Source organism: Phaeovulum sp. W22_SRMD_FR3, from assembly GCF_052113705.1.
Lineage (GTDB): Bacteria > Pseudomonadota > Alphaproteobacteria > Rhodobacterales > Rhodobacteraceae > JBGQOG01.
Genome location: NZ_JBGQOG010000021.1, coordinates 1 through 17,880, shown reverse-complemented (window position 1 = coordinate 17,880; position 17,880 = coordinate 1). Strand labels below are relative to the sequence as shown.

The 17,880-nt window shown below is 58.8% G+C and carries 14 protein-coding genes and 1 pseudogene; 6 read left to right on the top strand and 9 right to left on the bottom strand.

The window, feature by feature from the left end; translation table 11 throughout:
* Positions 1–90 precede the first annotated feature (90 nt).
* Positions 91–1,239 carry a Fic family protein gene (locus ACEN2S_RS19605; protein ID WP_441869520.1) on the top strand — a complete coding sequence of 383 codons (1,149 nt, stop codon included), beginning with the start codon at positions 91–93 and terminating at the stop codon, positions 1,237–1,239.
* 174 nt (positions 1,240–1,413) lie between these two features.
* Here the strand turns inward: ACEN2S_RS19605 and ACEN2S_RS19600 are convergent, their stop codons facing one another.
* Positions 1,414–1,545 (bottom strand): hypothetical protein, encoded by a 132-nt coding sequence (locus ACEN2S_RS19600; RefSeq protein ID WP_441869517.1) that lies wholly within the window; start codon positions 1,543–1,545, stop codon positions 1,414–1,416.
* A 424-nt stretch (positions 1,546–1,969) separates the two neighbouring features.
* Between ACEN2S_RS19600 and repA the strand changes: the two genes are divergently transcribed.
* From repA to ACEN2S_RS19580, 4 genes are all read left to right on the top strand, one after another.
* Complete coding sequence (gene repA, locus ACEN2S_RS19595) at positions 1,970–3,172, top strand: plasmid partitioning protein RepA (protein ID WP_441869514.1); 1,203 nt, start codon at positions 1,970–1,972, stop codon at positions 3,170–3,172.
* Positions 3,172–4,140, top strand: a complete 969-nt coding sequence (gene repB / locus ACEN2S_RS19590) for a plasmid partitioning protein RepB (protein ID WP_441869511.1) — start codon at positions 3,172–3,174, stop codon at positions 4,138–4,140. Before repA ends, repB begins: the two co-directional genes overlap by 1 nt.
* Positions 4,141–4,369: 229 nt before the next feature.
* Positions 4,370–5,458, top strand: coding sequence for a plasmid replication protein RepC (gene repC / locus ACEN2S_RS19585; RefSeq protein WP_441869508.1), 1,089 nt, complete (start codon positions 4,370–4,372; stop codon positions 5,456–5,458).
* A 679-nt stretch (positions 5,459–6,137) separates the two neighbouring features.
* A complete protein-coding gene (locus ACEN2S_RS19580) occupies positions 6,138–7,025 on the top strand; it encodes an ArdC family protein (protein ID WP_441869505.1) in 888 nt (295 codons plus the stop codon).
* 98 nt (positions 7,026–7,123) lie between these two features.
* Here ACEN2S_RS19580 and ACEN2S_RS19575 read toward each other — a convergent pair whose 3' ends face one another.
* The 6 genes from ACEN2S_RS19575 to ACEN2S_RS19550 all read right to left on the bottom strand — a co-directional run bounded on the left by ACEN2S_RS19575 (position 7,124) and on the right by ACEN2S_RS19550 (position 15,912).
* Entirely contained in the window at positions 7,124–7,729 is a 606-nt protein-coding gene (locus tag ACEN2S_RS19575) for a hypothetical protein (protein ID WP_441869502.1), read from the bottom strand.
* On the bottom strand, positions 7,726–8,460 hold the full coding sequence (locus ACEN2S_RS19570; protein ID WP_441869499.1) for a ParA family protein: 735 nt from the start codon (positions 8,458–8,460) through the stop codon (positions 7,726–7,728). Before ACEN2S_RS19570 ends, ACEN2S_RS19575 begins: the two co-directional genes overlap by 4 nt.
* Positions 8,461–8,758: 298 nt before the next feature.
* Complete coding sequence (locus tag ACEN2S_RS19565) at positions 8,759–9,805, bottom strand: hypothetical protein (protein ID WP_441869496.1); 1,047 nt, start codon at positions 9,803–9,805, stop codon at positions 8,759–8,761.
* A 4-nt stretch (positions 9,806–9,809) separates the two neighbouring features.
* The gene (locus tag ACEN2S_RS19560) at positions 9,810–10,361 is read right to left on the bottom strand and encodes a hypothetical protein (protein ID WP_441869493.1); all 552 of its coding nucleotides are present in this window, start codon (positions 10,359–10,361) and stop codon (positions 9,810–9,812) included.
* Entirely contained in the window at positions 10,358–13,687 is a 3,330-nt protein-coding gene (gene mobF / locus ACEN2S_RS19555; RefSeq protein ID WP_441869490.1) for a MobF family relaxase, read from the bottom strand. The genes ACEN2S_RS19560 and mobF overlap by 4 nt, the downstream gene beginning before the upstream one ends.
* The gene (locus tag ACEN2S_RS19550) at positions 13,684–15,912 is read right to left on the bottom strand and encodes a type IV secretion system DNA-binding domain-containing protein (protein ID WP_441869487.1); all 2,229 of its coding nucleotides are present in this window, start codon (positions 15,910–15,912) and stop codon (positions 13,684–13,686) included. The genes mobF and ACEN2S_RS19550 overlap by 4 nt, the downstream gene beginning before the upstream one ends.
* 119 nt (positions 15,913–16,031) lie before the next feature.
* On the opposite strand from ACEN2S_RS19550, the gene ACEN2S_RS19545 reads away from it, so the two are divergent.
* On the top strand, positions 16,032–16,895 hold the full coding sequence (locus ACEN2S_RS19545; RefSeq protein ID WP_441869484.1) for a DsbA family protein: 864 nt from the start codon (positions 16,032–16,034) through the stop codon (positions 16,893–16,895).
* Between the two features lie 218 nt (positions 16,896–17,113).
* Here ACEN2S_RS19545 and ACEN2S_RS19540 read toward each other — a convergent pair whose 3' ends face one another.
* Both ACEN2S_RS19540 and ACEN2S_RS19535 read right to left on the bottom strand, forming a co-directional pair.
* Entirely contained in the window at positions 17,114–17,545 is a 432-nt protein-coding gene (locus ACEN2S_RS19540; RefSeq protein ID WP_441869692.1) for a substrate-binding domain-containing protein, read from the bottom strand.
* 98 nt (positions 17,546–17,643) lie between these two features.
* A pseudogene (locus tag ACEN2S_RS19535) lies at positions 17,644–17,811 on the bottom strand (transposase); the annotation flags it as partial.
* Positions 17,812–17,880: the final 69 nt, after the last annotated feature.

Below are 17,880 nucleotides of genomic sequence, written 5' to 3'. Positions count from 1 at the left end.
TCGGGCGCGCGCGCGTGTGATGCATAGAACGATCTTCCATAAATCATGATCTTGCCGCATTATGAGTTATAGAAAGGGACTCTATCGCTCATGCTCTGGAATTGGACGCAACCCGACTGGCCGAACTTCCGCTTTGACAGCCCCGCCGCCGAACCTCTCGAGCGGCGGTTCCTGCTGTCATCCGGAGAGATCCTGGGAGCCGTCCGCCACGTGACCGGCGGAGAGCGCGACCGTTTGCGTATCGAGTTGCTGAGTGAAGAAGTGATGCGGACCAGCGCAATCGAAGGCGAAGTGCTGGACAGGTCCAGTGTGCAATCCTCGCTGCGGCGTCAGTTCGGCTTGACCGCTGACGGCGCGCCGTCAAGGCCGCGCGAGCAGGGCGTCGCCGAGATGATGGTCGACGTCTATTCGACCTATGCCGCACCATTGACCCATGACACCCTGTGTCGCTGGCATAGGATGCTCCTGTCTCACGACCGCGGCCTTGAGACCATTGGTGCCTATCGTCGACATGATGACGCGATGCAGATCGTCTCTGGTCGCATCGACCGACCGACGGTGCATTTCGAAGCCCCGCCCTCGGCGCAGGTTCAGGGCGAGATGGACGCGTTTGTCGACTGGTTCAACCGCACGGCACCAAACGGACCGGCGCCACTGCCCGCCCTGACACGCGCGGCGCTTGGGCATCTCTGGTTCGAGAGCATCCACCCTTTCGAGGACGGCAATGGCCGCCTCGGGCGCGCCCTTGCCGAAAAGTCGCTTGCCCAAAACATCGGGCAGCCGAGCCTGATCGCGCTGGCCTACACAATCGAACGGCATCGGAAAGACTACTACGACCAACTCGAGACCCACCAGAAGACACTCGATGTCACCGGCTGGCTGCTCTGGTTCGCCGAGGCTGTCCTCGAGGCGCAACAGGTGACGCTGACGCGGGTCGCCTTCTTCATTGGCAAGGCGAAGTTCTACGACCAGTTCCGCAACCTGTTGAGCGACCGGCAGACAAAGGTGATCGAGCGCATGTTTCGCGAGGGTCCCGACGGGTTCAAAGGCGGTCTCAGCGCCGAGAATTACATCGCCATGACCGGCACGTCGCGCGCGACCACGACCCGGGATCTGCAGGACTTGGTCGAGATGGGCGCGCTCCATCGAACTGGGGAGCGACGGCATACACGGTACTGGCTACGCTTGCAGACGGCAGACACAGGAGAGCGGCGCTTTGATGAGAGATCCGGCGGATGACACGAATCGAACAGATCTCTCGATCTGTTGACTGTCATTGAAAATGAACCCGGGATTCTCATCGAGATCTGACCCACCAAGTCATTTTGTTCTGCTGAGTATGATGGCGTCTATGCTGTTGGATCCTGCCGATTTTTCTTCTCTGCTTCGGAACTGCCCCTAGGGCGGTAGCTATCATTGCCGGTCTCGCGGATTAGCGTCGAACTTTTGGGCCAGTTCAATCAGCGTTTTCCCGCCCTTGATCGCGGCAACCGCCACTTTCGCCTTGAATGCCGAGCTGTGTTTCCGACGCGGTTGTCTTGCCATGGTCTTCTCATCGCTTGCAGCATCATGCTGCTGCGCGAAAATCCACTTATCCCAGTTGCTCCAATTTCCGCAGTCGCCTCTGAACTAAACCGGTTGAGCAATGCATGCACCAAACATACGCGGCGCAGGTGACCTTCGATTCGCAACTGCGTCTACACCGCACGCCTTGCGATCAACCCAGGCAAACCCACAAAATGTTGCGGCCCAATGCCATGTCAATGAATTCAGTAATTTTTACAATAGCTTACTCCCAGAAACGTCCCAGGGCGCCGAAACCTTTCTTACAAATTCACAGCGAGCGCAGCACAAAAAGTGTTGTTCGACTGCAAGTTGCGTGGCATGACTTCAATTGTCGCAAGAACGCGAAATTCGCGCCTTCTCGCGACGAAACACAATCGACCCACCAAGAGGTCACGAGGGCAGTATGAAATCGACAGTGGATTTTTCTAACTCCAGCTCCATCGCCGCATCCATTGCTGCGAATGCTGCCCGCCTGTCGGAAGCATTGAACAATCATATGCGCAATAGCTTTCAGCCCGACAGCAGAAAGGCGTTGCGCAAGTTTCACCCTGCCGAAGTGTCGGAATTGACCGGCATCAGCATGTCTAACTTGAGAACGCGCCATCAAGAGGGCGACTTTCCGGATGTTGAAACCGATACGCGCGGCCGGAGGCTCTATTCCGCGGAAGAGATCGAGCAAATCCGTCACGTGATGGCGCGTACAGGTCGAAACGGCGAGGCCTATTTGCCGGGGCGCCGCGAAGGTGACGCGCTTCAAGTCATTTCCATCGTCAACTTCAAGGGCGGCTCCAGCAAAACCACAACGGCAATTCACCTTGCCCAACGCTACGCGCTTCGGGGATATCGCGTATTGGCGGTAGATATGGATCCGCAGGCCAGTCTGACGACGATGTTCGGCTATCGTCCGGAAATCGAATTTGCCGAAAGCGGCACCGTCTATGACGCGCTGAAATACGAGGACCCGGTTCCGCTGAGCCAAGTGGTGCGAAAAACCTACTTCCACAACCTGGACCTGGCGCCGGCCGGACTGTTGCTGTCCGAGTACGAGACAGAAACGGCATATGCTCTTCAGCACAAAATTGATCCTCCGTTCACGCAGCGATTGGCGATTGCGCTGGATGAAATTGAAGAACAATACGACCTTGTCATCATCGACTGCCCACCGCAGCTCGGCTTTACCACAATGACGGCTCTGTTGGCCTCCACCGGGCTGCTGATCACTGTTATCCCCAGTATGCTGGACGTGGCATCCATGGCGCAATTCCTTGAAATGGCAGGAGAAACTGTCCAGACGCTCGAAGAAGCGGCCGGGCCGATTGACTGGTCATTTCTGAAGTTTCTGATCGCGCGCTATGAACCCACCGATGTCCCTCAATCGCAAATGGCCGGTTTTCTACGGTCCATTCTGCTTGATCAGGTGCTCACGACGCCGATGTTGAAATCGACGGCAATTTCGGATGCGGGGATGACGCAGCAGACCATCTACGAATTGGACCCGGGTCAGGTGATCAAGAAAACTCTCGACCGGATTTTGGAGAGTGTTAACGGCGTTGCCGACGAATTTGAAAAAACGATTCAAGCGGCTTGGGGAAGGGAGATTGACTGATGGCACGCAGAAACCTGTTCCAGCCCCCTGCCCTTCCGAATGCAGGTGCTGAAGCGTCCACACAAGACCAGAAGCCACGCTTTCCGAACACCGGCGCAATGAGCGGGGTCAAATCAACGCTGAAAGATCTCTCCAGCAACGCTGTGAGAGAAATTGCCATTGAGATGATCGAAGAAGGTGGGCCAAAAGATCGCCTTGCCTTTACCGAAGCCGATGTTGAATCGCTTGCCGCAAGCATTCGGGCGCATGGCCAGCAGGTGCCGATCATGGTGCGTCCAATTGTGGACAAACCGGGCCACTATCAGATTGTCTATGGCCGCCGCAGACTGCGCGCGTTGCGCTCCCTCGGGCTGCCCGCGAAAGCCTTGGTGCGCAGCCTGTCAGACGAAGAGGCAATCCTAGCCCAAGGCCAGGAAAACTCTCAGCGTCTTGATCCCAGTTTTGTGGAGAAGGCGCTCTTCGCGGCCGAACTGCTTGAGAGCGGCTATGAACAGACCATCATCCTAGATGCGCTCGCGATTGATAAGCCCATGCTGTCGCGCATGACCAAAGTGACGCGCGCAATCCCTCAGTCAGTGATCCAAGCCATTGGCTCGGCCCATGGTGTGGGACGACGGCGATGGGAGGATCTGGCAGATCGCGTCAAAGACGACGACATCATTTTGGAGCAGGTCGTTTCGACACTCCAGCTGGACTTGGTGAGCAGCTCGGATGATCGGTTTGCTCGAGTCAGCGATGCGGTTGCCCAAAAGCGCAGCGCTGCTGCGACTGTACCCGACCGCCCTACGCTTTCGATCGTGACAGAAGCTGGATCGCCTCTCGCCGAGCTCACCGACACCGCGCGTGCCCTCAGCGTGAAGCTGACGAAGGCGCACAACCCAGAATTTGCTCAGTGGCTGCGAGACAATGCAGAGACTGAGCTGAGGCGCCTCTATGAGGCATGGCAGTCAGAGCATCGCACCGACTGACCTGACAACGAGCAGAGCAATCAAGAACAAAGGAGCACGATTCACAGCCAAAAAAGAAAGAGCCCCCCAGGTCATCCCCGGAGAGCCCAATCTGTACTTTGCACCTTCAGATTTACCAGCTTCTCCACTGCAGTCAACAACAACCGATTCGGTTGACTGGTGAATTTTGGCCTTTTCTCAAAGAAAAAATGGAATCGGGGCTTTTCCCGAACGGTTGTCGTGAAAAAACATGGCATTCATCCAAGCAGCTGCCTCCCTCGGAGCGCAGAACAAAGAAACGTTGTCCGCGGACAACGCTGTCCCGGAACGTCACATCGTCATCGCAACACTCCGCAATGCAGCGCATCTGATGGGGCTGACCGCACCTGTCATCGCGACGTTGGATGCGATGCTTTCCTGCTTGCCGCCAAAGAGAGCACATCACACCGTCTTCGCCTCGAATACGACGCTGACGTTCCGCCTAAACGGAGTTACGGATCGGACAATCCGACGGCACGCGGCCCTGCTCCAAGAGGCTGGCCTTCTCATTCGCAGAGACAGCCCAAACAAAAAGCGCTTCACCCGGCACAATACCCACGAGGGTAAATCACTGAGATTTGGTTTCGACCTGTCTCCACTGTTTCAACGTCTTCAGGAGATCGCCGCCCTCGCAGCCGAGGCCATGATCGAGCGTGAACGCATCGACTATATGCGCGCAAAAATCCGGGCTGTGGCGCATGACATCCTCCGGACAAATCCTGAGAACAATGAGGCGGCAAGCGCACTGCGCATCCTGCGTCGCAAGCTGACGCTCCAGGACTGCGAAAGCCTCATGAATACTCTCGTTCAGAGCGCAGTTTCAGCGACAGTTCAAATCGAGAAAACAGAGAGCGATACAACCATTCTGACCGCCAGCGACGGTCAGAATGTCCGGCACCATCATAGGTCAACAAAAGAAAATACTGATAAGAAGGCAATCACACCAACACAGGACAACAAAACCAACTTAGATACCCTAACAGTTGCAGAACTACTGGATGCATGCCCCGAAGCCGCCGAATTTGCATTGAAAAAAATAGAGTCCGTGAGCGATGTGGTTGCACATGCCCGAACATTGGCGCCAATGATGGGGATTGATGAGAAAAACTACCAAGCCGCTCAAGACCATTTGGGCGCTTTCGGCGCAGCTGCAACCGTTTGGGCAGTCATGCAATTCCATAAGAAAATTCACAAGGTCGGGGCCTACTATCGGGCCCTCACGTCCGGAAACAAGAGCAGAGACTTTGACCCCCTTCGGCTCATCAGACGACTGGGGCAGCGAAATCGTACTGCGATATGAAAACCCATATTGTCCGCGGACAAACGGCAACCCCTGCACAAACAGGTGATCATGCAAGAATTGTCCGCGGACAACTTTCCACGTCTGCACGAAAACACAAAGCTAGATGCGTGCAGAATACATATCATCCCGCCTTGCGGAGTAATGTCAGACTTGAGTTGTGAACTCTAAGGCATCTGAGCGTGTCAAGAGCCTTAGAAGCGACTGTTAAGGGCCTCGTTTGCGCAGCTCTGGCACTCGACAATCTTTGCGGGGATACCACATACGACCCTTACTCGATCATCGCTAAATTTGAGATCCCGAACGCAGTTCGAGATCATCCTGGCGCAGAGGCCAAGGCCGGAGATCGACGCGGGCTGAAGCCCGCACTCACCCCCGGCCCTGCGGTTCATTCCGTATCTTTGTCCGCCCAACATCCCTGATCAGGCCGGTCAATCGGCAAGCGCCGCGCGAGCGCGCCGTGGGGTGCTGACCCCGTGTCCTCGGCTTTGCCTGCGGGCCGCACCAAGGTCAGCACCCCACCATTGACAGTCCTTCTCAGGGCCGTGGGTCGGGCTTTGCCCTCTCCACTCTGTTCCGCCGAATACATGCGTATTCGTCAAAACAGACCGGCGAAGCGCAGCCCATCGGCGGATGCGACAGAAGACCAGCACCGCCCCTTGCCCAAAGGAGGCCACAAATGGCTACTGAGAAATTTGATGTTCAGGCGGAAGTCACCAAGTCTATCGTCGCGGCAATTGAGGCAGGTTGCCCGCCATGGCGCCAGCCCTGGGTCGGAGATGCGGGAGGTGCAATGTTGCCCCTGCGCTCGAATGGAGAAGCTTACCGCGGCATAAACGTGCTCTTGCTATGGGCGCGGGCCTCCGAAATGGGTTACACTTCGGCCTATTGGTTTACCTTCAAGCAGGCACAGGAAAAGGGCGCTCACGTCCGGAAAGGCGAAAAGTCTGCCACTGTGGTCAAGTTTGGCACCGTCGAGAAAGAGAATGAAGACGGCGACGAAACCCGGCTCAGCTACGCGCGGGCCTACCGCGTGTTCAACGTCGATCAGATCCAGGGGCTACCGACGGAATTCTATGGAAAGCCCGCCCAACTTCCCCGCGATCTGGGGACGGTCTCAATTCCTGAGTTGGACGCGTTCTTTGCGGATACAGGCGCGCGGATTGTCCAAAATCCCGATGACGCCCGTGCCTATTATGCCCCGGCGACCGACCATATCAACATGCCGCTGATTTCCACGTTTTTCAGCGCCGAGCGGTACTATGGCGTCCTCGCGCATGAGGTAACGCATTGGACAGGCGCCAAAACAAGGCTTGATCGTTTCAGCAATGCGCGGACAAAGGATGTCTATGGCTTTGAGGAACTGGTGGCCGAAATCGGCGCTTGTATGATCGCCGCCCAACTGGGTGTACTGCCGGATTTTGAGCAAAGCTCTGCATATGTCACGCATTGGCTTGAAGCGATCCGCGGCGACAAAAGGCTGATCTTCAAAGCGGCCACCGAGGCCCAGAAGGCCGTGGATTTCGTCTTTGATTGTGGCAAGGAAAGTCGGGGGGAGGCCGCATAGGCCCCCTGCCCTTGTGGGCAAACGCAAAGGCTCCGATGGATCGCCGGAGCCTTGCGCCTTAGGAGGTATGCACACCTTCTCGCACAGCTGCCGACGCGTTACGGTGCCAGGCGTTCTGCATCGGGAAGTTCCTCTAAAAGCTCCGCAAAATAGCCAGATGCGAAGCGGCCAAGGACCGAAGAAGGCGCTTCAAACTGGTTAAGTCTCTCAGATAAAACGATTTTTGCAACAACGCTGTCAGGAAGTCGCAGGTCGGCCCGCACAGCTGTTGTCTCATCCGGACTATGCGGCCTTGATTGCCCGGCGCCCGCGATGATCCTATCCCGTAAAACAGTGAACATGGCTCTCTTCAGGGTGACCGAGGGTGGTTTCCCATCAAAATGCACTCTGGCAGCCAGTTCGGAAGCAACTTTCAGGATCAGCGTGTAGCGCTTTGAGCTTTCGGCCTTCGCGGCGTTGGACGCTGGACCCTGCGCATGGTGACGTCTGTTTTCATCCGGCGCGGTTGCTTCGTCATGGTTCCGCGCTGGTACCGTTGTTCCGGCAGCGTCCGGGGCAGCGGCGAGAGCGCGCGATGGCGGTTCCGCCGGTCGAATGGCACCACCCGTCCCTGCAAAGATCTGGCAAGCTCCGATCGCTGGCACCGCTTGCTTGTGCTGCCCCAGGGGTATTGCACGCCGGTTGAGAAGCCCCTTGTTCTTCATGCGATCTCTCCCTGTTGTGCGATGGTTGCGTCGATCTCATCCAACAACGCGATGCATTCTTTCAAAGCTTCCTGATATCGCGGGATCTCGCTTCGTTGCAGGCCTCTCGCATGCGCCTCAAGATGGGCAATTCGCTTACCAAGCAGCCCTCGCATGACGAGGTCACCATTGATTGCGGTTTCCCGTATTTGGGTACCTAAGACCGGGAACCCCTCCAAAGCAGCCTCGACATAGGCTGATTGGGCGGCGTTCATTCTGCTGCGCATTTTCGTGAACACCACCCGGGCGTCACCGATTTCGCCTTCTTCTCCGAGTGCCCGAATGACCTCGAGCGCTGCGGGCAGTTCCATCAGATCGAGTGCCGACGGAGCAAAGGGTAGGAGGGTGAGTTCTGCGTAGCGCAGAACATGCCTGTTGAAGGGATGATCCGTCCCCGACAGGTTCACCAGAGCATAGTCGTATTTGCCACTCTCATCCGCAGTAAGCAGTTGTGCCTCAAGGTGCCGGAGTGTTGTCGCCTCATAGGGAAGATAGAACAGATCAAATCTCTCCGACCAAAGGTCGGCGTCTTCGGTGACGCTATGTGCTTTGAATGCGCCGAAGGATTGGTGTGGGTCACAATCGATCAAGAGGGCGCTCCGACCCTTCGCTTCGATCGCGCTCGTCAGCATGAGCAGGGCGGTCGTTTTTCCTGTGCCACCTTTGTGGCTGTAGGCGGTCAAAACCTTCATTGCGTGTTCCTTCGATTATTTCGGCCCGGGTACGGGTGATGCGAGGCTTGCGCGGGTGGCGTGCGACGCGGGTACGGCGGGCTTTACCGGGCAGGCGGGTCAAACGTGTCTGGCGGGTGTCACGTGCGAGGCGTGTGTTGCGCGTTTGGCTGGTATTGCGGGGCAGGGGGCGGACGCGTCTCTGGCGGGTGATACGGGTCCGAACGAGCGCCGAAAGGCGCGGTGTGGGGCAGGGTGGCACGTTCGCCTCGCCTAAGAGGTGGCAAGGGAGCCGCTCTCCCGGGGGCTACGCGCCGATCTAGAGGTTTGCGCGGCCTCGGGGCGGTGGCGTGACTTGTGAGGCTTCCGCGGGGAAGATTTGAGCCATCAGCCGGGAATACATCTCGTAGCTGATCGTCGCCTGATTGTTCGCAACGCCCTTGTAATAAGATTCTCCCGTTGGCAGAGGGAAACCGGCCCAGACCTTGGCCAGCTCGGCCTTAAAGCCGTCCAAAGACATGGTGCCATCCTTCAAGGCCAAATAGCCGGCATCGATGATCAATACATTGGCGAAGGCATCCTGGATCTGAGGATCAAATACCGTGTCCACGCTGATGCCGGTGCGCGCGATCAGAGCATTCAACGTGGACGGGATGATCTGATACCTGCCGATTGCGTGTTGCTGACCTGGTGTGTCCCACGTCCATTGCTGGATTTCTCGCAGCGTCATGGTCGAAGCCGGATGGGGAGGGGGGACGCGGGCCGCAAGATTGTAGGCATCATAGCCATCTCTTCGGCTTTCAGCATGGGTGATCACGGCCCGCACTTTGGTCAGTTCGTCCGTCCCGACCGGCAAGACAAAGGGCTTTCCAGCCGATGACCTGGGCTGGCTGCGAGGGGCAAGGTCAAAGGAGGATTTCGCTTCGATCCCGACGAAGGAAGACCCGGCCGGAGCAGCCGAGATCTGCTGACCGTTCGAGCCAAACGATCCGCCGGAGGTCCAGCCACCCGCGACCGTTTCCCAGGAGCCAGCCGACGCTATCCCCCCGGCTGCGAAGAGTGCAAAGGAGGCTCCGCACACTCTGGCGAGCGAGCGAAGCCAAGCTCTTTGAGAGGTGGTCCGAAGGGGGACCACCTGAAGATTTTTCCACACCTGACGCAGCAATCTGCCATCGACTCGTAAGTCACTGTAAACAGAGACTTTTTCGGCGCTATTGGGGATATTTTGGCTGATTTTGCCCCGACAGCGATTTCCGATTAAATACAGTAAGTTACAGAGACTTGGGCCAACTTGGCCCAAACGTGGGCCAAGTTGGCCCAAGCTGCTGCGGCAATTTTCCGGGCTGTTTTTCGCAATCTTTGGCATGTTCTCACCGCTCCTTTTCCGTCTCGCGGCTTTGGGCGAGATCATCCATTTCTTTGTCTGCAACCTTTTGGACCGCCGGATTTTGGATCAGCCTTTCAAGCAGCTGAGCCTCTTTGCCATGGTCATATTCCGGTACCTCAATGCCCTCTCTCGCGCGCCAGGCGAGCAGGGTGCCGCGCAGCTCCATGATGATCGGGAGGGCCTTGTCCATCAGCCGCTCCGCTTCCTCATTGCTGGCGGCTGACGAGACAATCAGGATCTGCCGGAAGACGTGCAGCTCCCGCACAATCTGGCCCAGCATCATCACCTCGTTGCGCGTGGACAGCCGGTGCTGCGCCATGAATTGCTCATAGCGGGTGTCGAGGCGGTCCAGCTGGAACTTCAGCTCCTTATTCACGCCTTCCAGAACAATATTTTCAGACTGCAGTTTGACGATACCCGCCTCTAAGTGATCGGCGTTCGGGATGTCGCCGGGAGGGCAGGACTGGTGCATCAAGGCCATAGACACGGGTCGAAGATCTACCCGTTGGCGCTTCTCAATATTATCTTTTCTCATCTGACCGGTCCTTCCTTCACCTTCTGCATCTGCTCAATTTCCTTCAGCGCTCCGGCAATGTCGGGGGCTTCCCGCTCCCGGATCGTGTCGAGCGCCTTGCCCGCCTGATGCGCCAGCACCCCGTCCAGATCCTTGAACTCGCGGGTAGGGGAGGGGGCCTGGCTCTGTTGCAGCTGGTCTTTGGTCCCCTCTGCAGGCTTCTCAGCGCGGGCCTCGTCCAGCTGTTTTTGGGCATAGGCATCGAGCGCGGTGGGTCTGTCGCCGCTGTTCTTCTCGATCGTCTCCGCCAGTTTCGCGACATCTGTCGTGACCAAATGCACGCTGTCGCGCGCGCGGCTGATGTTCACATAGAAGGATTTTTGCGTTGAAAGCGTCTCTGTGGCGCTCATGCCGACGATGATCCGATCCACCGATGACCCCTGAAAGTCATGTGCCGTGGCGGCATAAGCATGGTCCATGCCGCGCGCCGCCATGCCTTCAGAGGGCAAATTGACCGACTTTCCGCCTTGCAAACGGACGGTGATTTGGCGCTCGTCGATGGCCTCAATGGTGCCGCGTGCGCCATTCGCCATGCCAGCTTCTTTGTCGGTGATACCGAATTTGACCTGATCGCCTCTGCTGAAGTCACGCTCGCGGGGTTCATAGGCTGCAAGGGCAGGGGGGGCTTTCGGGTCTTTGGCGAGGCTGAACCGGATCGCATCACCGCCGGTCTCGGGCCGCAGAATGAGGGTCTGCGACCGCTCGCTCTTGCCCTCTACCACATAAACGCCACCGCGCTGCAGCCCCTCTGTCTTGTAGCCTCGCAGGGGCACCACGACATCGCCGGTTTTGTAGCTGCCCACTTCCTTCGCTTCGGCGCCCGTCAGATTGAGCGGCTGCAGCACTGATTGCCGCACATCCTGAGGCGCAAGCCGCCTCTCGTCTTTGAGCGCGTCTCGGATTTCTGCGTTCACTTTTTCCCGGACATGGTTGGTCAAGACCACAATGCCGGTCTGATCCCGTTCACCGGATCGCAGGGCCAGCCAGCTCGCGGCAACAGCCGAGGGCAACAGTTGGTTCGGACCGGGGGTTGAGATCCGGTTGATGTTGTCAAAGGCGGCTTTCACCTCTCCTTTGATCGCATGAAGGACAGCCGCCCGGGCGGTGTCGTCGCGCTGGCGTTGGATGTCGGCCATCAGCGCGGTCGGTAGCCCCGCCTTTTGCAGCTGGGCAAACGGCGAACCCGCGCTGACGGCATCGAGTTGTTTCACGTCGCCGACGAGGATCACGCGGGCATAGTTTGCGCGGTTGGCGGCCGCCATGATGTCGCGCATGTCTGAGGTGCTGACCATGGCCGCTTCATCAATCACCAGGATCGACTTGCTCTTGTCGCCCAGCTTGTCGTTTGCGGCATTGATCCGAAGCATCGCCGTGGTGGTGCTGTTGGGGATCGCTTCCGCCAATTGCTCAACCGCGCGGTTGGTCGGCGCCGCCCCTTCAACACTATAGCCCGCTTTTTCCGCATAGCCTCGCAGCGTGTCCAGCATGTAGGTCTTGCCGGTGCCGGCATAGCCTTGCACCCCCCGGTAGCGGCCAGTGCCTGTCAGGCCATTGATTACCGCGTCTTTCTGTCCTTCGGTCAGAGTGGTCTCATTGACCCGCTGGCGCAGCGTCGCTTCTCCGGTCTGCTTCAGGCTGCCGTCCTTGCGCAGGCGCGAGGCGAAGCTGACGCCCCCCTCGGCCCTGCCTGTGCGGAACTCCTGCAACACGCGACGTTCCGCGGCCATGGTCGCATCGTCGGTATAGAGCCTGACGTTGGTTTTTTCCTGAAACGTCCGGTCGCTCGGATCGGCCTTGGTGACGTTCCAGTCATTGCGCTTGGCGTCGATGGCTTTGCCGCCTGCGTCGGTGACAGTTACTTCGCGATCGGCAATGCGGGAAAGATAGATGCTGTCGCCCTTCTGGACTTCGGCCGCTGCGATGGCTCGCTGCAGGTCTACCCCCCAGATCGTGTGCTCGCTGCCCGCTGTCTGGACGGTGACATAGAAGCTGGCCTTGTTCGTGGGATTGTTCTGGTAGGGAGCCGCCCCGAAATCCTTGAGGATACCGCCCTTGGTGCCGCCTTTTTCCTGTAGGTCTTTCCATTCATGGACATGCACGGAGACAAGCCGCCCACTCGCTTCCTTCTCTTGCATAGCCCGCTCGATTTGCTCGATCTTTGCACCCTTGGTGCTGTTGAGCGCGGTCTTGAGAATGTCATCCCGGGAATAGACTGCGGCGCGTTCGCTGATGTGCTGAATGGCAAATTCAACGGCCCTGCTGCCCAACTCAGCCGGGGTCGCAGGCACCTGCAGTTCGCGTGTCGCACCCGGCAGTTGCACAGCCTTTGACAGCATGGCGTCATCGCGGATCTTCTGCAGGGCATCGAGGTTGAAGCCGAAGCCTTGGGCTTCTTTGGTCCACGCCTCCTGCAGCTCGCCCCTGTCGATCCCATTGTGCTTGCCCTTACGGGTCGCCAGCGCCGCCAAGGCGCTGTTCACCGCGCCATGCTCTGCGCCGCGGGCGTCCAATGCCGCTTCTATTTCTTGCCGCCGCTTGGAAAATCCATCCATCAGCTCGCGCGGCACGCCCCGGATTTCCGTGATGCCATCCTTGCCAACCCGATCAACCTCATAGCCGACCTTTTCGAGGTTCTGGGCCAGCTCGTTGCGGTAGATCGCGCCAATCAGCATCTTGTTGCGGTAGATCTGTTCGTTCGACAGCGCGGTCCACTTGCCGTCCTCCCCCAGGACCATGTTCTGGATCACGGCATGGGTGTGCAGCTGCGGATCGAGCGCCCGCGAGGTGTCGTGCCGGAACAGTCCCGCGATCATCTTTCCCGGCACAGACTGGATTTCGCCGCCCACATCGCGCCGGGTGGCGACAAACCGATCCTCTACATAGGCCATCGCAGATCTCACCGCCGCGTCATGCGCCGCCGTGACCCTCTCGTCGCCCACCACCAGCGCCATGATCGAGACCGACTTGCTGGCCGAGAAGGTCAGGTCCAACCCGGGCCGGTGCTGGCGCTCGCCATCCACATGCCGCCCGAGGGTCTGGCCCTCTTTCCAGTTTCCGTCCGCGTCCTTTTCTGTCGGCGGCGCGTAGCCCTCCAACATGTCCGAAAATGACTTGTCATCGACACGACCGGCAAACTCGGTCTGGCCTTCCTCCACTAAATGTTCGGCGGCTTTTCCGAACCAGCTCGCGGCGGCATCGGCCTCCGGACTGCCCGCGATATAATAGCCTTCGGCCTTATAATAGCCGCTGGCGGCCGCGCCGCCCGAGACGTTGCTGAGCGACATCATAGCAAGCTGCCCTCCTCAGTCTGGGCAGATTGAAGGTCATCCTGCGCCAGATCCTCGGGCGCATCACTGATCGGCGGGGCAGGGGGGGCCGGGGGAGTGGCGGGGAAGGGGATCACCGTGGTCGCGTGACCGGCCTCTGCCGCGGCCTGCAGGGCCACTTGGTAGTGCGGCACGATCAGGCCATCCGTGGCGCTGTTTTGCTTTTTCGGGCGGGAGCCGATCATTGCCTCCACATTCGGCGTCAGACGAAACACTGGCTTGTCATGGCCTTCTGCGCGCTGGCGGTAGTAATGGTCCCACATCAGATCCACATCGGCGGCGGTCAGGAAGGATTCAAAGCGTCCGGTTGCGACGTTGAACTGCGGTTCCGTCGCCTCCCGTCGCCATTCTTCAAAAGCCGCAATCTGTTGCTCGACCGGCCATGCGATAAACTTCTGCCGCCGCTCTGCCTCCACCTGGCTCAGGAGCTGCGGCGCGAAATGGGCGGGCATTGAGGTTTCGTTTTCTGCGGGGGCAGGGGACTTGTGCGGGTCCATGCCATCCATGTCGAAGCCGCCGCCCTGGTAGGGCACCAGCTTTTCGGCGCGGGGTTCGGTGCTGACCGGCTCGAAATAGACTTTGGCGGTGGGTGCATCATAGGCGAAGCGTATGAAGGCTTCGAACTGCGGCAGCGCCTGGATTTCCGAGGCGGTGACAATCGGTCGCTCGATGCGCTGACTGATGAAGGACACGCCATCGCGGCTTTCATGCGCACCGAAGGACAGGTTTTCCCGTTGCTCCACCACATCCTCAAAGCCGAGGGATTCCGAGAACAGCTTAGCCGTGCGAGCATCCGGCGTGTTGAACACCACGCGGTTGTTCAGCGTGCCGGAAATCGACTGCGCCCCCTTCTCACCATAGATGTCTTCCAGCTGCGAATAGACCTGATAGCCAAGCACGAAGGCCCCGCCGAACTGACGGATTTCCGCCAGTTTCGAGACGAGGAAGGGCAGGCGGTTCAATGTCGGCACTTCGTCAATGAAGAACCACAGCGACGGGTCGCGCTGCTCTTCGCAGGTCATCAGCGCATTGGCCGCAACCTCAATGATGGTGGAAATGATGTTGCGGGTGGCCGCGGAATGTTCCGCATCGCCGGTGAGGAAGAGGAAACCGGGTTTTGCCGATTTGACCCATTCGCGGGCCGAAAAGGGCTCGCCGTCATCGCGCAGAAATTCGAGAAAGCGCAGCTCCGCAATCATGTTGGCGCGGATCGAGGCAGAGGTCTTCTCGACATGCTGGCCGAAGAAGTGCTGGCCGGGCGTGCCTGCCAGCAGCTTTTCCAACTCTTCCGCCTTGATCGTCATAATGGCGCGGCGCAGGTCATCATTCGTCGGCGTCTTCGCCTTGATGAGGGACCGGGCGGCATATTCGAAGACGAGCCGGGCGGTCACGCTCCAGAACGGATCATTCTGACCGGGCTTTTGCGGGATCATCACCTCGGCAATCTGCGCCAGCGCTTCGGGCGTGCGGGCCTCATAAAAGGGCGACCAGATATGCGACCGCGCATCGAACGGGTTGATGATGATATCTGTCTCCGGGTCGTAAAAGTCCCGGACCAGCGCGCCCATCTTGTCATAGACCACCGCCCGGCCGTCCTGCGCGCGGATGGTCTTCAGAAGCTCTTTGATGGCATTGGTTTTGCCGACGCCGACTGTCCCGAAAATGCCGGTCTGCGCTTCAACCGCGTTGGGCGGAAAGGGGATGCCGGCGATCGTATAGGGCGTGCCCTTCTTGCTGTTCCGGCCGAATTTTTGCCGGTAGCGCTTCCATTTCTGCCGCGACCATTTCGCCAGATCGGCCTGTGAAATCAGCCGACTGCCCCGCACATGCGCGTTTTCCCCGACACGTTGCCCGGCATAGACAAAGACCCCGATGCTCAGCAGGAAGGCCAGCCCGGCGGGTATGGCCGCATAGATTGCGAAAAGCTGGGCATTTTCGCGGTAGCGCACCGCCACCTCCCGCATCTGCGGATCTGCGGCAACTTCCGCCGAGGTCCGCGACAGGCGTTTTCCTTTGGCATTGGTGTAGGTCAGCACCTTCTCAGGTCTGTCCATCGCGAGGTTATAGTCCGCCAGGAAGGTGGCGAAGGTCTCGCGCATGTAGCGGATCTCGTACCGCGTTCCGATGAGGATGCAGTAGCTGATCGTGAACGCGCCGAGTGCCATGAACAGTGAGGTACGGACCACCTGTGCTGCCATCCGCCACCAGTGCTGGGTTGTCTGGCCCCCACGGACAAATCGCGTGGGTTGGCTCCTCTGCAGAGGGCTCATCTGGACTTCCTTTCAAGTTAAAAATAAGTATTGATATGAAAATAAATTTGAAAGCTAAACTGACTATGCGCGAATTTCTGAGAAATATTGAAACATCATGTGATTTTCTGACGGCGCCGTGTGGGAGTGCGTGCGGCCGGTCACCTCGGGGCCGCTCCCTTCTGGCCGGGGTCTTGATCACTGCGGCATGCGTGGGCATAGGCTCGGCGGCAGCCGCTGAACCGCCTTCCTATTCGCCCGAGTTCGGCGAAAGCGTCCGCGCGTATCTGCTCGACAATCCCAAGGTCGTGCTGGAGGTCTTCACGCTGCTCGAGCAGCAAGAACGGGCTGCGAAAGCCGAGGCAGCGAGCGTCACCATTGCTGAATATGGCGACCAACTGTTCCGGTCAGACGACGCCCGCAAAGGGGCGGCCGATGCAAAAATCGTTGTCGTCGAATTCTTTGACTACCAATGCGGCTACTGCAAAGCGGCGCTGCCCGAACTGACCCGGGCAATGGCGGGTCGGGATGATGTCGCCGTCGTTTTGAAGGAGTTCCCGATCCTTGGACCGGCTTCGGAGCGTGCCTCACGCCTCGCGCTGGCCGTCCGCGCTGTCCATGGTGATGAGGCCTACCTCGGCTTCCACAATGCCCTTCTGTCCCAGAAGGGACAGTTGAACGATGCGACATTGTCGATGCTCGTAGGGGCGGCGGGGTATGATTTCGACGCGTTGTCGGTGCGATCCGGTGGAGCGGATATTTCAGCGAGCATCGCCAGCAATAAGCGCCTCGCGCAGGGGTTGGCGATAAATGGAACGCCTGCATTTGTGTTCGAGGATGAGGTGGTTGGAGGGATGATGGGTCAGGAGAGAATGATGGCGGCATTTGATCGAGTAGCGAGCTCAAGTGCTGAAAGATAGCTTTGTGGGCTCAAACATTCCTTCGGCAAGATCCCTGTTCACTGAGTGCGCTGACCGGGTCTGTGGTCTCTTCAGCGGTATTCTCCGCTCGAGGGCTGCGTCAGGTTCACCTTGAAGGGCAGTTCTTCCAACGGCAGGTGCCGGTGCATGAACGGGTCGATGGCTATGCGCATCAGGCTCTCCTCCCAAAGGGATGCGGGCGCGGGGCCCGCATCGGTTCACTGATAATCGTGGATATTTTCCGGGGTCACCGGCTCGAAGGGCACCCAGATGTTGCCCGGCACCGTCTCGCCCCTGGCCAGCGCCAGCGCGGTTTGCAAGGCGACGGCGCCCTGTTTGGTGGCGTTCTGGAACACGGTCACATCCAGATCCCCGGCCGCCATCGCCGCCAGACCATCCGGCGTCGCATCAATTCCGGCGACCACCACGCTGTCCATCGCCCGGCCCGCGGATTTCAGCGCCTGAATCGCGCCGATCGCCATTTCGTCGTTATTGGCGATGATCGCGTCAAATTCGACACCCGAGGTCAGCCAGTTGGTCGTCAGATCCGCGCCCTGGGTCCGGTTCCAGTTGCCGACCTGTTTGTCGACGATCTGCAGGCCAGCGCAGTGCGGCGTGGCGATGACATCCTCGATATCCTTGGTCCGGATCTCCTACCTATTGGAACAACCTCAACAGCCTGCCACAAAGCAGGCCGATGGGGATGGGGCATCCACACCATCAGTGTCCAGTTTTCGGGGGGCACTTCAATACCGGTCCAACCCATCGCTTGGACGAGATCATCCATGGCGCAGGTCGAAAAGCCATGGACGTAGGCCTCCGAGATCACGGCCGTAAGCACCTTTTCGACCGACCGCCAGGGCTCGAGGAAAGGCGGGAAGTACGATCCGGTCTGCAGGCGCGGGAATATGAGCTGCTGCCGGTTTCGTGGACACGAAGATAAGATCGTGACCAAGGAACTGGAGTGTGGATATGACGAGACGGA

Coding starts and splice junctions, on each gene's coding strand:
- ACEN2S_RS19605 (WP_441869520.1), top strand. CDS start 91: ATGCTCTGGAATTGGACGCAACCCGACTGGCCGAACTTCCGCTTTGAC.
- ACEN2S_RS19600 (WP_441869517.1), bottom strand. CDS start 1,545: ATGGCAAGACAACCGCGTCGGAAACACAGCTCGGCATTCAAGGCGAAA.
- repA (WP_441869514.1), top strand. CDS start 1,970: ATGAAATCGACAGTGGATTTTTCTAACTCCAGCTCCATCGCCGCATCC.
- repB (WP_441869511.1), top strand. CDS start 3,172: ATGGCACGCAGAAACCTGTTCCAGCCCCCTGCCCTTCCGAATGCAGGT.
- repC (WP_441869508.1), top strand. CDS start 4,370: ATGGCATTCATCCAAGCAGCTGCCTCCCTCGGAGCGCAGAACAAAGAA.
- ACEN2S_RS19580 (WP_441869505.1), top strand. CDS start 6,138: ATGGCTACTGAGAAATTTGATGTTCAGGCGGAAGTCACCAAGTCTATC.
- ACEN2S_RS19575 (WP_441869502.1), bottom strand. CDS start 7,729: ATGAAGAACAAGGGGCTTCTCAACCGGCGTGCAATACCCCTGGGGCAG.
- ACEN2S_RS19570 (WP_441869499.1), bottom strand. CDS start 8,460: ATGAAGGTTTTGACCGCCTACAGCCACAAAGGTGGCACAGGAAAAACG.
- ACEN2S_RS19565 (WP_441869496.1), bottom strand. CDS start 9,805: ATGCCAAAGATTGCGAAAAACAGCCCGGAAAATTGCCGCAGCAGCTTG.
- ACEN2S_RS19560 (WP_441869493.1), bottom strand. CDS start 10,361: ATGAGAAAAGATAATATTGAGAAGCGCCAACGGGTAGATCTTCGACCC.
- mobF (WP_441869490.1), bottom strand. CDS start 13,687: ATGATGTCGCTCAGCAACGTCTCGGGCGGCGCGGCCGCCAGCGGCTAT.
- ACEN2S_RS19545 (WP_441869484.1), top strand. CDS start 16,032: ATGAAAATAAATTTGAAAGCTAAACTGACTATGCGCGAATTTCTGAGA.